Origin of the sequence: Xanthomonas sp. SI (genome assembly GCF_014236855.1) — a bacterium.
GTDB lineage: Bacteria > Pseudomonadota > Gammaproteobacteria > Xanthomonadales > Xanthomonadaceae > Xanthomonas_A.
Genome location: NZ_CP051261.1, coordinates 5,150,528 through 5,165,493 on the forward strand (window position 1 = coordinate 5,150,528; position 14,966 = coordinate 5,165,493).

The window sequence follows — 14,966 nt, forward strand, 5'->3', positions numbered from 1 at the left end:
AGTCGCGGGAGGAGCTTGCTGCCCTCTCCGCCGGGAGAGGGGCCGGAGGACGAGGGTACGGCGAACGCGGAAGCAGGTGCAGCGGTTGCGGCGCGTCTGGCGGCAGGCCCGCTGCCGGCCGCGCGCGCGGTGCCTCGCCGCAGCGGGGCACCGCGCCCGGCGCCAGGATCAGAACGAGCCGCGGATGCCGAGCATGATGGTGCGCCCGGGCTGGTACAGGTCGTAGGTGGCGTTCGGATACTGGAAGGTGGTGCGCAGCGGTTCGTCGGTGAGGTTGGTGACGTTGAGGGTGATCTGCGGCGCCGAGCGCATCCACGCCAGCGTGTAGCTGGCCGACAGGTCCAGCTGTCCGCGCGCGTCGGCCATCAGCCGCGCATCCGGAATGCCGTTCTGGTTGGCGCCGGAAATGATCATGTCGTCGTTCCAGGCGTAGGACAGGCGCACCGAGGCGTTGTTCTTCTCCCAGTACACCGTGCCGTTCCACAGGTTCGGCGCCACGCCCACCGCCACCGCCTGGATGCCGTCGCCCTCGGACTCCTGCTTGACGTGTGTGTAGTTGAGGCTGAAGCCCAGGCCGTCGAGCAGGCGGTCCAGCGGCTGCACCCAGATCGCTTCCAGGCCGCGGATGTTGAGCGTGCCGTCGGCGTTGACCTGGGTCTGCACGTCCACGGTGGCCGCGTTCGGCCCGCCGCGCTGGTCGATCGCGGCCTGCTGGGTCGCGGTCAGGTCGCTGTAGGCCACGCCCAGGTCCTGGAACGGAATGCGGCGCACGCCGTTGACGGTGAAGCCGTCGATGCGCTTGTCGAACAGGGTCAGGCCGACGAAGCCTTCGCCGCCGGTGTACCACTCGCCGCCGATGTCCACGTTGGTGGAGCGGTACGGCGCCAGGTTGGAATTGCCCTGGGTGGCGGTCTGCGCGGAGGGATCGCTGAAGTTGGTGTTGGGCAGCATCGCGCTGGGATCGGGCCGGGTCAGCGTGCGCGAGCCGGACAGGCGCAGCACCACGTTGTCGGCCACATCCCAGGCCACGTTGAACGAGGGCAGCAGTTCGTTGTAGTCCGAATTCAGCACCTGATAGCGGCGCACCCCGCCGACGGTGACCGGGCCGCTGATGGTCTGGTCGGTGGTCACGTAGCGCACGCCGGCGTTGAAGCGCATCGACCGGTTCCACACGTCGGTCTCGGCGTTGGTCTCGACGTAGAAACCCCAGTTCTTTTCCTCGATACCGCCGGTGGAGGCACCGGTATTGGCGGCGTTGGTCTCCGGCGCGGCGGCGCTCAGGCCGTAGTAGCCGCTGTCGCGCAGGAAGCGATCGAAATCCACGGTGATGAAGCCGCCCTGGCCGGATTTCAGGTACGAGGCCAATGCCGATTGCGGGATCAGCGAGCCGGGGCCACCGGTGCAGGTGGTGCCGGCGCCGCGGCACACCAGGGTCTCCCAGGCAGTGCTGTTGTCGAAGCCGCGGATGCGGCGCTCGGCCTGGTCGTAGGCGACGCCGACCTTGATGTTGCGCTTGTCCTCACCGAACTGCAGGTCGGCACGGGCGCCGCGGGTCTCGGTCTCGCGCTTCTCGTTGCTGATGTTGAGCCGGCCGCCGGTCCAGCTCCAGCCCAGGTTCGGATCGTTGAGGTCCAGCGGGCTGTCGATCGAGGGCTGGTCGCCACCGGTGTTGCTGTAGTCCACGGTGGTGAACGGCGAGGTCACCAGGATGCTCGGCGACTGCCGCTCCATCCAGCTGCGCGTGGCATTGGCCTGCACGTTGAGCTTGATGTCCTGGTTCGCGCCGAACAGCAGTTCGGCGCCCGGATTGACGCTCCAGAACTTGACGTCCTCGTGGTACGGGCGCGCTTCCAGGAAGTACTGGGCGTTGGTGAAGGTGGCCTCGGTGACGACGTTGTTGCCGTCCAGCTGCATGTCCAGCGGGATCATGTTCCCGTTGCGCCCGATCAGGTTCATGCTGGTCCGATCGGTGGTGCGCTTGGCCTTGGAGAACATCGTGTCCAGATAGAAATGCGCGGTGTCGCTGGGCCGCCATTCCAGCGACATCACCGAGGCGTCGCGGTCGCGGTCGCCCTGCATCTGCACGCGGCGGCCCAGGCGCGGGATCAGCGCGTCGCTGATCTGCGCGATGCTCAGGCCGGGGTTGTGCGCCAGCAGCCAGGCTGCGTCGATGCTCTCTCCCGGAGTGAGTCCGGCGCCAGCGGTGACCGGCACGGTGTCGGGGATGCGCCAGTTGCCGCCGCCGTTGGCGTTGCACGCGGCCGGTTGGTTGGTCGCCGGCGTGCCGGCTGGCGGCGTCAGCCCGCATTGCGCGTAGGTCAGGCCCGGATTGGTCCAACCGATCGTCTCGAACCCTTCCACGCCGATCTTGCTGCGCACCGAGGCCACGCCGAACAGCGCGCCGAAGGTGCCGGCTTCGTTGGTCCAGCTGCCCATCACGGCGCCGCGCGGCGTGGTCTTTTCGCTGGTGCTGTTCCAGTCGCCCTGCAGCTGGTAGGTCAGATGCGTACCGGGCCGATCGAACGGCCGCGCGCTGCGCATGTCGACCACGCCGGACACGCCGCCTTCGAGCATGCTCGCGGTCGGCGTCTTGCTCACCGTCAGCTGGGTGAAGAACTCGGTCGGAAACAGGTTGAGGTCGACCTCGCGGTTCTGGTTCTGCGCGTTGATCCCGATCGAGGCGGTGGCGATGCTGGCGCCGTTGAGCGTGGTCTTGGTGAAGCTGGTGCCCAGGCCGCGGATGGCGATGTTCAGGCCTTCGCCGTTGACGTCGCGCGCGAGCTGCACGCCGGGAATGCGGTTGAGCGACTCGGCGATGTTCATGTCCGGGAACTTGCCGATGTCCTCGGCGAACACGGTATCGCTGAAGGTCACCGAATCGCGCTTGGCGTCGGTGGAGAACTGGATGCTGCGGCGGTAGCCGGAGACGGTGACCGTATCCAGTTGCTTCACCGCATCGTCGCCGGCCGCCGCGGGCGCGGGCGCCGCCTGCGCCGCAGGGGCTTCTGTGGGCGGTGCGGTCTGCGCCCAGGCGCTGCCGGCGGCCATGCCGAGCAATGCGGTAGCCAGTGCATGAGACAACGTGGTGCGCGCGTAACTGTTCTTCACCGTGATCCTCCCCAAAAAACAGGCGACCTGCGGCCCCGTGCAGTGTGACGCGGAGCGACCAGCCGACGAATTGCCCGAGTGACGGAAAAACGTGCAGCGACTTCAAATGCCCATGCTTGGGCAGTGGCCGCGGATGTTAGCGCTACCAGGATGGCTGTCACGCTGCAGGGCAACATAAAACCGCTGCACACCGATACATTTCGGAAAATGTGCGCCTGGTATGGCGGATGCACGTCGCATATCGGCGTCGGCATCGCGTTTCGTGCTGCTGTGCACGATGGATCGCCTGTGGCGGCGTGCTAATGATAGCGCTACCAAACGGCGGCGACCGCCGCGCCCTGTGGGGATCGAAGCGTATGCACCGAGCCGGGAACAGCGCAGATAGCGTGCTGCATCGCAATATCCGACAGCTGCACGGATGCAGCGCCGCATGCCGCTGCAGACCTCCGCAGCACGGCGCGTGTATCCGGGTCGCCATGCCGGTGCCGCTCACATGATTCCCTCGCCCGGCGCCGATGCGACCGACACCGTCGACACCGTCACCGGCACGCGCCTGGGGCGCATGCGCTGGCGCATCTGCGCGCTGCTGCTGGCCGCCACCACCATCAACTACATCGACCGCCAGGTGCTCGGCGTGTTGGCGCCGTTCCTGCAGGTGCAGATCGGCTGGAACGAGATCGAATACGGCTACATCGTCACCGCGTTCCAGGCCGCCTACGCGCTGGGCCTGCTGTGCAGCGGCGCGGTGATCGACCGCTTCGGCACGCGCGCCGGCTATGCGCTGGCGATCGGCATCTGGAGCCTGGCGGCGATGAGCCATGCGCTGGCCACCACCGTCATCGGCTTCGCGATCGCGCGCTTCTTCCTGGGCCTGGGCGAATCGGGCAACTTCCCGGCGGCGATCAAGACCGTGGCCGAATGGTTTCCGCGGCGCGAGCGCGCGCTGGCCACCGGCATCTTCAATTCCGGCTCCAACATCGGCGCCATCGTTGCCCCGCTGCTGGTGCCGGTGATCGCCAGCACCTGGGGCTGGCAATCGGCGTTCCTGTTCACCGGCGCGCTCAGCGCCACCTGGCTGGCGGTGTGGTGGCTGAACTATCGCGCGCCCGAGCAGCAGCCGCGCCTGAGCGCGGCGGAACTGGCGCATATCCGCAGCGACCCGCCCGAACCCATGCAACGGCTGAGCTGGGCGCAGGTGCTGCGCCACCGCCAGGCCTGGGCGTTCGTGGTGGCGAAGTTCGTCACCGATCCGATCTGGTGGTTCTTCCTGTTCTGGCTGCCCAAGTTCCTGCATGCCGAGTACGGACTGAGCCTGCTGCAGCTCGGCGCGCCGCTGATCGTGATCTTCGTGCTCGCCGACGTCGGCAGCATCACCGGTGGCTGGATCGCCGGGCGCTTCATCGCCCGCGGCTGGAGCGTCAACCGCGCGCGCAAGACCGCGATGCTGATCTGCGCGCTGTCGGTGGTGCCGATCGTGTTCGCCGCGCGCGCCGACAACCTGTGGCTGGCGGTGGGCCTGATCGGCCTGGCCACCGCCGCGCACCAGGGCTGGTCGGCGAACCTGTTCACCCTGCCCTCGGACATGTTCCCGCGCCACGCGGTGGCCACCGTGGTCGGCATCGGCGGCTTCGCCGGTGCGGTCGGCGGCATGCTGATCGCCACCTTCATCGGCTTCCTGCTCGAGGCCACCGGCAGTTACGTGCCGGTGTTCCTGATGGCCGGCTCGGCCTACCTGCTGGCGCTGGCGCTGGTGCAATGGCTGGCGCCGCGCCTGCAGCCGGCACAGTTGGAAGACCATGCCTGATCGGGCCTGCCCAGCACATGCCGAAAAGCGCAGACGCGCGAGCGTATCCGCATCCATCCGACAACGTTCCATCCCATCCCACCGCGAGATGCCATGATGAAAACGATCGCATCGATCCTGTTCGCACTGTCGCTGGCCGTTTCCGCTGCGGCTGGCGCCGCGCCGCTGGCCGCCGGCAAGCAGCGCTTCCTGGGCAGCGCCTATGGCCCATCGCAGACGCAGGACTTCACCCGCTACTGGAACAAGGTCACGCCCGAGAACGCCGGCAAATGGGGCAGCGTGGAAGCGGTGCGCGGGCGCATGGACTGGAGCGCGCTCGATGAGGCCTACAACCTCGCCAAGCGCAACAACATGCCGTTCCAGATGCACGTGCTGATCTGGGGCAGCCAGCAGCCGCTGTGGATGCGGACGCTGTCGCCGACGGAGCAGCGCGCCGCGATCGAGCAGTGGTTCGCCGCGGTGGCGCAGCGCTATCCGGACATCGACCTGCTGGAGGTGGCCAACGAAACCCTGCCGGGCCACAATCAGCCCGACAACAGGAAGGACGACAGCGGCAACTACCTGCAGGCGCTGGGCGGCGCCGGCAGCACCGGCTGGGACTGGGTGCTGCAGTCGTTCCGTCTGGCGCGGCGCCATTTCCCCCATGCCAAGCTGATGATCAACGACTACGGCATCACCAACAGTGCCGACGCCACGCGCCAGTACCTGCACGTCATCCAGCTGCTGCAGCGCGAGCGCCTGATCGATGCGATCGGCCTGCAGCAACATGCTTTCGAGACGCGGGCGGACGTGCCGATCTCGGTCCACCGCGCCAACCTCGACACGCTGGCCGCGACCGGGTTGCCGATCTACGTCACCGAACTCGACCTGGACGGTCCCACCGATGCGCAGCAACTGGCCGACTACCAACGCGTGTTCCCGCTGTTCTGGGAACATCCGAGCGTGCGCGGCGTGACCCTGTGGGGCTTCCGCCGCGGCCTGTGGCGCGACAAGGAAGGCGCCTACCTGATCCGCGACGACGGCAGCGAGCGCCCGGCGCTGGCCTGGCTGCGCGGCTACGTGGCGAGCAAGCCGTAGCGCGAAACACGCTGCGTCCGACCATCATCATTCCACGACCCGCATCCCGACCATGACCCTGTCCTCCCCCGCCCTGTCCCTGCATCCCGACCGCCTGCTGCCGCCGGAGCCGGGCATGCGCGCGATCGCGCGCCGCCTGTACGCGCAGGTCGCCACGTTGCCGATCGTCAGCCCGCACGGCCATACCGATCCGGCCTGGTTCGCCGAGGATGCGCCGTTCGCCAACGCCACCGAACTGCTGCTGGTGCCCGACCACTACGTGTTCCGCATGCTCTACAGCCAAGGCGTGGACCTGGATGCGCTGGGCATCCCGCGCGCCGACGGCAGCCGCGCCGCGGTGGACCCGCGCGCGGCCTGGCGCGTGTTCGCCGAGCGCTTCCAGCTACTGCGCGGCACGCCGTCGGCGCTGTGGCTGAACCATGTCTTCCACGAAGTGTTCGGCCTGCGCGTGCGCCTGGACGCGGCCAGCGCCGACCTGTACTACGACCGCATCGGCGAGGCGCTGCAGACACCGGCATTCCGGCCGCGCGCGCTGTTCGATCGGTTCGGCATCGAGGTGATCGCCACTACCGAATCGCCGCTGGATCCGTTGCAGCACCACGCCACGATCCGCGCCAGCGGCTGGAGCGGGCGGGTGATCACCGCCTACCGCCCCGACGCGGTGATCGACCCGGAGCACGAGCAGTTCCCCGACGCGCTGCACCGTTTCGGCGAGCTGACCGGCGAGGACGTGTACGCCTGGGACGGCTACCTGCGCGCGCATCGCCAGCGCCGCGCGTTCTTCGCGCAGATGGGCGCCACCTCCACCGACCATGGCCATCCCAGCGCGGCCACCGCCGACCTGCCCGCGGCCGAGGCGGCGCGGCTGTTCGCGCGGGTGCGCGGTGGCGGCGCCAGCGCCGCGGACGCGGAACTCTTCCGCGCGCAGATGCTGACCGAAATGGCGGCGATGAGCGTGGACGACGGCCTGGTGATGCAGTTGCACCCAGGTTGCTTCCGCAACCACAACCGCGCGCTGTTCGCGCGCTACGGCCGCGACAAGGGCGCCGACCTGCCGCTGCGCACCGACTACGTGCATGCGCTGAAGCCGCTGCTGGACCGCTTCGGCAACACGCCCGGCTTCACCCTGATCCTGTTCACCCTGGACGAGAGCACCTACGCGCGCGAACTGGCGCCGCTGGCCGGGCACTACCCCGCCCTGCTGCTCGGCCCGGCCTGGTGGTTTCATGACGCGCCGGAAGGCATGTGGCGCTTTCGCGAGCAGACCCTGGCCAGCGCCGGTTTCTACAACACAGTCGGCTTCAACGACGACACCCGCGCGTTCCTGTCGATCCCGGCGCGGCACGATGTCGCGCGCCGCGTCGATTGCGCGTTCCTGGCCAAACTTGTGGCCGAGCATCGCCTCGACGAGGACGAAGCGGCCGAGGTTGCGCTGGACCTGGCGTATCGGTTGCCGAAGCAGGCCTACCGGCTGTGACAGCGGGTGTCGCTTGCGTTGGCGCCGCGTCGGCGCGCGAACCTGCGCGAACCGCCGTGGCGATATCCAGGCGCGCGCTGCAACGCGCGCTCGCACCGCTGCTCGTGCTGGGCTCGCTTGCCGCCGGCAGCGTCGACGCGGCGCCGGCGCCACAGCCGCCGCCTCCGCGCGAACGGCTGTCGCTGGATGCCGATTGGCGCTTCCATCGCGGCAATGCGCCCGGCGTCGGCGACACCCTGGACTACGACGTGCGCCCGGACATCGAGCGCAGCGCCGACGGCAAGGTGGCCGATGCCCGCCCCGATGCCGCCGACCATGTCGCGGCACGCATCCGGCCGGTACTCAAGCCGTGGATCCTGCCCACCGGCAACGCCTTCATCGCCGACCCGACGCAACGCCACCAGCGCCCGCCCGGCGACCCGGGCAGCGACGTGGCCTTCGTGCGCGCCGATTTCGACGACAGCGCGTGGACGCGCGTGGACCTGCCGCACGACTGGGCGATCGCCGGGCCGTTCCTGAAAGACGGTCCATATGGCGGCATGGGCCGGCTGCCGAGCTGGGGCGTGGGCTGGTATCGCAAGCGCCTGGACATTCCCGCCAGCGACCGCGGCCGCGCGGTGTTCCTCGACATCGACGGCGCGATGTCCTACGCCACGGTGTGGCTCAACGGCCACCTGGTCGGCGGCTGGCCGTACGGCTACAGCTCCTGGCGCGTGGACCTGACCCCGTACCTGGTGCCCGGCGGCAGCAACAAGTTGGCGATCCGCCTGGACAACCCGCCCGAGTCGGCGCGCTGGTATCCCGGCGGCGGCCTGTACCGCAGCGTGTGGCTGAGCAAGACCGCGCCGGTGCATGTCGGCCAGTGGGGCACGCAGGTCAGCACGCCGCAGGTGTCGGCGCAGGCGGCGACGGTGCGGGTGGCGGTGACGCTGGACAACAGCGGCGACGCGGCGGCGCAGGTGCAGGCCAGCACCGCGATCTATGCGCTGGATGCCGAGGGCCGCCGGCAAGGCGCGGCGGTGGCGCGGATCGCTGCGGCCAGTGCACGCATCGCGGCGCGATCGAGCACCACGCTCGACGGCAGCGCGCGCATCGCCAAGCCGCAGTTGTGGGGCCCGCCGCCGACGCAGAAACCGCACCGCTACGTCGCGGTCACCGAAGTGACGCAGCACGGGCGCGTGGTCGATCGCTACGAAACCCCGTTCGGCGTGCGCACGCTGCACTGGAATCCGGACCGCGGCCTGCTGGTCAACGGCGAACACGTGCCGATCCGCGGCGTCAACAACCACCACGACCTCGGCGCGCTCGGCGCGGCGTTCAACCTGCGCGCCGCCGAGCGCCAGCTGCAATTGCTGCAAGGCATGGGCGCCAACGCGATCCGCATGAGCCACAACCCGCCCGCGCCGGAACTGCTGGAACTGACCGACCGCATGGGCCTGCTGGTGGTCGACGAGATCTTCGACAGCTGGGAAATGAAGAAGACCCCGCTGGATTTCCACCTGCTGTTCGCCGACTGGCACGAGCCGGACCTGCGCGCGCTGCTGCGCCGCGACCGCAACCATCCGTCGGTGATCCTGTGGAGCGTGGGCAACGAAGTCGGCGAGCAATACACCGGCGAAGCCGGCGCGGCGATCGCGCGGCGCCTGCAGGCCATCGTGCACGAAGAAGATCCCACCCGCCTGGCCACCGCGGCGATGAACTACGCCGCGCCGGACATGCCGCTGCCTGCGGCGCTGGACGTGATCGGCCTCAACTATCAGGGCGAAGGCATCCGCGACACCCCGGAGTTCGCCGGCACCGAGCGCATCCGCAAGCCGCCGCAATATCCGCTGTTCCATGCGCACTTCCCGCACACGCCGATCTTCAGCAGCGAGACCGCCTCGGCGCTGAGCAGCCGCGGCGTATACCTGTTCCCGGTGACCGCGGACAGCAGCGCGCCGGTGCGCGACGGCCGCGGCGGCGATGCGATCGCGCACCAGGTCAGCGCCTACGAACTGCACGCGGTGGATTTCGGTGCCAGTGCCGACAAGGTGTTCGCTTCGCTCGACACGCATCCGTTCGTCGCCGGCGAGTTCGTCTGGACCGGCTTCGACTACCTCGGCGAACCGACCCCGTACTACTCCTCGCGCAGCTCCTACTCCGGCATCTTCGACCTGGCCGGTTTTCCCAAGGACCGCTATTGGCTGTATCAGGCTCGCTGGCGCCCCGAATTGCCGATCGCGCATCTGCTGCCGCACTGGACCTGGCCTGGCCGCGAGGGCCAGGTCACGCCGGTGCACGTGTTCACCTCCGGCGACGAGGCCGAGCTGTTCGTCAACGGCGTCTCGCAAGGGCGCAAGAAAAAAGCGCCGCTGCAGTACCGGCTGCGCTGGGACGAGGTGATCTATGCGCCGGGCGAACTGCGCGTGCAGGCCTACAAGGACGGCAAGCCCTGGGCCAGCGAGCGCGTGCATACCGCCGGCCCGGCCGCGCGGCTGCAGGCCACGCCCGACCGCACCACGCTCCGCAACGACGGCCGCGACCTAGCCTTCGTCACCGTGCGCCTGCTCGACCGCGACGGCACTCCCGCGCCCACCGCGGGCGACCGGCTGCGCTTCCGTGTCGAGGGCCCGGGCGAACTCGTCGCCACCGACAACGGCGACCCCACCGACCTGGAATCGTTCGCCGCGCCCGCGCGCAATGCGTTCAATGGCCTGGCGCTGGCGATCGTGCGCGCGCTGCCGGACAAGACCGGCACCATCACGTTGCATGTCGAATCGGACACGCTGCAGTCCGCCAGCACGCAGATGCGGGTGCAGCCATGAGCGGCGCGCCCGCCGGCATGCAGGCGCCGCCTGCCCGTCGCCGCACACGCACCACGCCTCCGCATGACATCAACGCTCGAACAAGGACCGCCGCCATGCCTGCATTGCGCAACACACGCATCGCGACCCTGCTGCTGGCCTGCCTGCTCGGCACGGCGACGGCAGGCGCCGCCGACCAGCCTGCCGCCGCATCGCGCACGCCGTCCGCAGCCGCGGACGGCCGCGGCCTCAAGGACGCCTACGCCGGCGCGTTCCTGATCGGCACCGCGGTCAACGCCGACATCGTCTCCGGCAAGGACGCCGCCTCCGCCGCACTGGTGCCGCGGCAGTTCAACGCGATCACCGCCGAGAACGCGATGAAGGCCGAGGTGGTCAATCCGCGCCCGGGCGTGTTCGACTTCGCCGCCGCCGATGCCTTCGTCGACTACGGCCGCCGCCACGGCATGTTCGTGGTCGGCCACACCCTGGTCTGGCACAACCAGACCCCGGACTGGTTCTTCGTCGATGCGCAGGGCAAGCCCAACAGCCGCCACGCACAGATCGAACGCATGCGCGCGCACATCCAAGCGGTGGCCGGGCGCTACGTCGGCAAGGTGCAGGCCTGGGACGTGGTCAACGAGGTGATCGACGAGGACGGCAGCTACCGCAACACCAAGTGGGTGGAGCGCGTCGGCGACGGCGACGAGCTGGTGCGGCAGGCGTTCCGTTTCGCCGCGCAGTACGCGCCGGATGCGCAGCTGTACTACAACGACTTCAACGCCTGGCGCCCGGAAAAGCGCGACGGCATCGTGCGCATGGTGAAGATGCTGCAGCGCGCCGGCATCCGCATCGACGGCGTCGGTATGCAGGGCCACTGGGGCCTGGACTATCCCAGTCAGCACGATATCGAGGCGGCGATCGACGCCTACGCCGCGCTCGGGGTCAAGGTGATGATCACCGAACTGGACGTGGACGTGCTGCCGCTGACCAAGGAAGGCCAGGTGATCGGCACCGGGATGGCGCACAAGCAGTTCCAGCTGCCCGAGTTCAAGCGCTACCTCGATCCGTACCGCGACGGCCTGCCGGCGGACGTGCAAACGCAGCTGCGCGATCGCTACGCCGAATTGTTCCAGCTGTTCTGGCGCAAGCGCGACAAGCTGGCGCGGGTCAGCGTATGGGGCGTGGACGACGGCATGTCGTGGAAGAACGACTACCCGGTGCCGGGGCGCCGCAACTATCCGCTGCTGTTCGACCGCGAACGCAAGCCCAAGCCTGCGTTCGACGCGGTGCTGGCGGTGCCGGCGCAGGCGCAGTAGCGCGCCCGGCCGGCGCAGCCGCAACGGCTTCGACCGCCGCGGCACGCCCTGGCCTTTTCGCCAGGCAACCGGCCGCATTGCCGCGAAGGGCCGGCGCACGTACCAACGCGCCGGCACCGTCTCAGCGCGTCAACACCTGCGGCGCCTGGGCCTGGGTCTGCGCCTGCGTGGCCTGCTCCTGTGCCTGCACCGTGCGCTGGGTCTGCGCCTGCTGCACGGTCTGCTCCTGCAGCTGCTGGTAGGTCTCCTGCGCCGGCCGCGCGATCGCCTCGCTGGTCGTCATGTGCGCGCGGTTGGCGTAGGGATCGGGCGACGCCGAGGCGCCTTCGCGATACACGAACGCCAGCTCGCCGCCCTGGTGCGCCCCGGTGGGCCGGTTGAAGCCCACCGACAGCTGGTCGCGCTCGCTGAAACCGCTCTGCTTGGCCAGCAGGGTCAGGCTGGCGGTCATGCGGTCGCTGTTGTCGTCCCAGCCCTTGCCCAGCGCCTGCTCGGCCTGGGCGACGCCGCTGCGCACCTTGTCGTGCAGCGCGCGGTCCGCGCCGGTCGGCTCGGCCGCGGGCGCAGCGGCGCGCGGCGCCGGCGGAGTCGCGCCGGTATCGCGGAAACCGTTCGGGATCCACTCCGGCCGTACCTTGTCCTGGTCGATGCCCAACGCCTTCAGATCGGCGCGCACTTCCGGCTGCGCGCGCTTGGGATCGCGCAACTGCGCGGCATCCTCGGCTTCGGCGACCATGCCCAGGTCGCGCGCGCCGTATTCCTGCGGATAGCCGCGCGCGTCGTAGAACAGCTTGCCCATCGCCTCGACGTTCTTCGGCGCGTTCGCGTCGATCTTCAAGTCGTTGCCGAAGGTCAACCCATCCTTGGCCTTGTAGGTCGCCTTAGCGCCCTCGCCGTCCTTGTCGATGTAGCTGGCCATCTCCGTACTGGCGTTGTACAGATCCTTCAGCGTCGCCTTGGGATTGCTGTGCTTGACGTAGTCGGCCAGCGTGTTGATCCCGGCGATCTCGTCCTTGGACTCGCGCGTGCGCTCCTCGGCGCTGTGCGCCTTCAGTGCCGCGGTGTAGTCGTGCGGCGAGGGCGACCTGGCGATCTCGTCGATCTTGTCCTTGAACGCGGTATCGGATGTGTCGATCGCCGCCTTGTTGATCGCATGGCCGATCTCGTGGCCGAGGATGATCCGCGCGGTATTGGCCGAATCGTCGCGCGGCGCATCCATCTTGGCGGTGCGCAGCACGTCCATCGGCAGCAGGATCTCGCCGGTGCTCGGCCGGTACGCGCCATTGCCGTCGCGCGGATGCGGCCCGAACCCGGACAGCTGCTTCTGCTCGATCGCCTGCTCCACCCGCGCCTTCAGCTCGGGCGTGTTGTCCAGCATCTTGCGCAGCGCCTGGCCTTCCTTGGCGTGCGCCGCCTCGAACGTGTCCACCATCTTCTTCAGGTCATCGTCGGTCGCCATCACCCATCTCCTTATGCGGTGGCCAGGATCTGCAGCTTCGACACGCAGGCCTGCGCATCATCCGCGCCGGCAGCGTCGCCGACGAACGCGTACACCACCACGGCGCCGCGCTCGAAGTGCCAGCGCCCCGGACTGCCCAGACGTGGCGGCGCGATCCACTGCGCGGCGAAACCGGCCTCGGTCAACGCCTGCTTGTACGCACCGAGCGGCTGCATGCAGTGCGTCGGTGCAGCGGATGCCGGTGCGAACGCGAAGTCCAGCCGCGACGGCAGCTCTCCATCGGCATCGGCGACCGACTCCAGTGAATAGCGCCCGCCGCCGGCCACAGGTCCCGACGCGCTGAACGCATGCGCGGTGTCGCCGGCCTCCACCTGCAGGCCCGCATGCGCAGCGACCTGCGCCGGGGTCAGGTCCTGCTTGCCGCCGATCGCCAGGATCAGCCGCACTACGCCTTGTGCCAGTTGCTCTGGCGTCATCTCCGACATGGCCCGCTCCTTTGTAGTGGGAATCGATGAAGGTTGGGGTTGCGCACCGGCGCAGGCGGCCAGCAGCGCCGCCGCCAGCAGCGCAGCGCCGCGCTGCACGAGCCGGCGCCCAGCGCGCGATGGTGGGCGGATGTCGCCGGGGGAAACAGAGTCCATGGTGCGCCTCTCCTTTGAACGCCTGTCGCGCGTGTCCGCGGCCAGGCATGTTGCCGGCGATTGTAGCCATCGCGTCGGCGCGCTGCAGCCCGCACGGGCGCGCCACCGTGGCCGCGAGCATACGCAGCCGTGCGGGCGCCCGGAGGTGAAGAGCACGCGCCCGGCAGATGGCATCATCGCCCCACACCACCCAGGAATCCTCCGATGCGATTGCCGACCCGCGTCCTGCTTGCCGCCTCCGTGCTGGCGTTGCTCGCCTGCTGTGCGAAGAGCCAGCCGCCCGCGCCACGCTTCCCCGTGATCGGCCATGTCACCGCGTTCGACCCCGCGTTCAGCGACACGGTGGCGACGGACGCGCGCATCGAACGCATCGCCGAAGGCTTCACCTGGTCGGAAGGCCCGGCCTGGGTCCGCGACGGCGGCTACCTGCTGTTCAACGATGTGCCGCAGAACACCATGTACCGCTGGTCGGAGCGCGACGGCCTGTCGGTGTTCCTCAAGCCCTCCGGCTACGCCGGCCCGCCGCTGGATGTCCTGCGCGAGGCTGGCGCCAACGGCATGCACGCCGAGCCATCCGGCAGCGTGCTGCTCGCCGATTCAGGTACGCGCGCCGTGGCCCGGCTCGATCCGGCCACGCGGCGCAAGACGATCCTGGCCAGCGCCTACGACGGCCACCGCCTCAACAGCCCCAACGACCTGATCCAGCGCAGCGACGGCGTGGTGTTCTTCACCGACCCGCCGTACGGCCTGAAGGACGGGGACAACTCCCCGGTCAAGGAACTGCGCTTCAACGGCGTCTATCGCCTGGACACCGACGGCAGCGTGCACCTGCTCGACGACAGCCTGAGCCTGCCCAACGGCATCGCCCTGTCGCCCGACGAACGCACCCTGTACGTGGCCAATTCCGATCCGGCGCGACCGATCTGGACCGCGTACACGCTCGACGCGCGCGGCGAAGTCACCGGCAAGCGCCTCTTCGCCGACGCGTCCGACATCGTCGGCGACGCCAACCCCGGCCTGCCGGACGGCATCGCCGTGGCCAGCGACGGCCGCTTGTTCGCCACCGGCCCCGGCGGCGTGCTGGTGTTCGCACCCGACGGCCGCCGCCTGGGCCGCATCGAAACCGGCGGCCCCATCGCCAACTGCGCCTTCGGCGACGACGGCCGCACCCTGTACATGACCTCGCACAAGATCCTGGCGCGGGTGCGGGTGAAGGCGACGGGGTTGGGTTTTACGCCATAACCGACCGACGGGCTCGGCCCGTCCATTCAAGCAGCCTCGCGCCGCCAACACGGCCATTA

The 14,966-nt window shown here is 69.3% G+C and carries 9 protein-coding genes; 6 read left to right on the top strand and 3 right to left on the bottom strand.

Annotated features, from left to right (window positions below):
- Positions 1-168: 168 nt before the first annotated feature.
- Positions 169-3,108 carry a TonB-dependent receptor gene (locus tag HEP75_RS21750; RefSeq protein WP_185824923.1) on the bottom strand — a complete coding sequence of 980 codons (2,940 nt, stop codon included), beginning with the start codon at positions 3,106-3,108 and terminating at the stop codon, positions 169-171.
- Positions 3,109-3,601: 493 nt separating this feature from the next.
- On the opposite strand from HEP75_RS21750, the gene HEP75_RS21755 reads away from it, so the two are divergent.
- From HEP75_RS21755 to HEP75_RS21775, 5 genes are all read left to right on the top strand, one after another.
- The gene (locus HEP75_RS21755; RefSeq protein WP_185824924.1) at positions 3,602-4,912 is read left to right on the top strand and encodes an MFS transporter; all 1,311 of its coding nucleotides are present in this window, start codon (positions 3,602-3,604) and stop codon (positions 4,910-4,912) included.
- Positions 4,913-5,008: 96 nt separating this feature from the next.
- Positions 5,009-5,989: an endo-1,4-beta-xylanase gene (locus HEP75_RS21760; RefSeq protein WP_185824925.1), complete on the top strand. Its 981-nt coding sequence runs from the start codon at positions 5,009-5,011 to the stop codon at positions 5,987-5,989.
- 58 nt (positions 5,990-6,047) lie between these two features.
- On the top strand, positions 6,048-7,466 hold the full coding sequence (gene uxaC, locus HEP75_RS21765) for a glucuronate isomerase (RefSeq protein ID WP_185826702.1): 1,419 nt from the start codon (positions 6,048-6,050) through the stop codon (positions 7,464-7,466).
- A gap of 107 nt (positions 7,467-7,573) precedes the next feature.
- The gene (gene galB / locus HEP75_RS21770; protein WP_255424120.1) at positions 7,574-10,270 is read left to right on the top strand and encodes a beta-galactosidase GalB; all 2,697 of its coding nucleotides are present in this window, start codon (positions 7,574-7,576) and stop codon (positions 10,268-10,270) included.
- Positions 10,271-10,365: 95 nt separating this feature from the next.
- A complete protein-coding gene (locus HEP75_RS21775) occupies positions 10,366-11,565 on the top strand; it encodes an endo-1,4-beta-xylanase (protein ID WP_185824927.1) in 1,200 nt (399 codons plus the stop codon).
- Between the two features lie 121 nt (positions 11,566-11,686).
- Here the strand turns inward: HEP75_RS21775 and HEP75_RS21780 are convergent, their stop codons facing one another.
- Both HEP75_RS21780 and HEP75_RS21785 read right to left on the bottom strand, forming a co-directional pair.
- The gene (locus HEP75_RS21780) at positions 11,687-13,024 is read right to left on the bottom strand and encodes an XVIPCD domain-containing protein (RefSeq protein ID WP_185824928.1); all 1,338 of its coding nucleotides are present in this window, start codon (positions 13,022-13,024) and stop codon (positions 11,687-11,689) included.
- A gap of 11 nt (positions 13,025-13,035) precedes the next feature.
- A complete protein-coding gene (locus tag HEP75_RS21785; protein WP_255423938.1) occupies positions 13,036-13,509 on the bottom strand; it encodes a hypothetical protein in 474 nt (157 codons plus the stop codon).
- 360 nt (positions 13,510-13,869) lie between these two features.
- Here HEP75_RS21785 and HEP75_RS21790 point away from each other — a divergent pair, with 360 nt between their 5' ends.
- Positions 13,870-14,907 carry an SMP-30/gluconolactonase/LRE family protein gene (locus HEP75_RS21790; protein WP_185824930.1) on the top strand — a complete coding sequence of 346 codons (1,038 nt, stop codon included), beginning with the start codon at positions 13,870-13,872 and terminating at the stop codon, positions 14,905-14,907.
- The last annotated feature ends 59 nt before the right edge of the window (positions 14,908-14,966 follow it).

What these genes read in the sequence shown, in the direction of transcription:
- HEP75_RS21755 (WP_185824924.1), top strand. Translation starts at nt 3,602, where the DNA reads ATGATTCCCTCGCCCGGCGCCGATGCGACCGACACCGTCGACACCGTC.
- HEP75_RS21780 (WP_185824928.1), bottom strand. Translation starts at nt 13,024, where the DNA reads ATGGCGACCGACGATGACCTGAAGAAGATGGTGGACACGTTCGAGGCG.
- HEP75_RS21785 (WP_255423938.1), bottom strand. Translation starts at nt 13,509, where the DNA reads ATGTCGGAGATGACGCCAGAGCAACTGGCACAAGGCGTAGTGCGGCTG.
- HEP75_RS21775 (WP_185824927.1), top strand. Translation starts at nt 10,366, where the DNA reads ATGCCTGCATTGCGCAACACACGCATCGCGACCCTGCTGCTGGCCTGC.
- HEP75_RS21760 (WP_185824925.1), top strand. Translation starts at nt 5,009, where the DNA reads ATGAAAACGATCGCATCGATCCTGTTCGCACTGTCGCTGGCCGTTTCC.
- HEP75_RS21790 (WP_185824930.1), top strand. Translation starts at nt 13,870, where the DNA reads ATGCGATTGCCGACCCGCGTCCTGCTTGCCGCCTCCGTGCTGGCGTTG.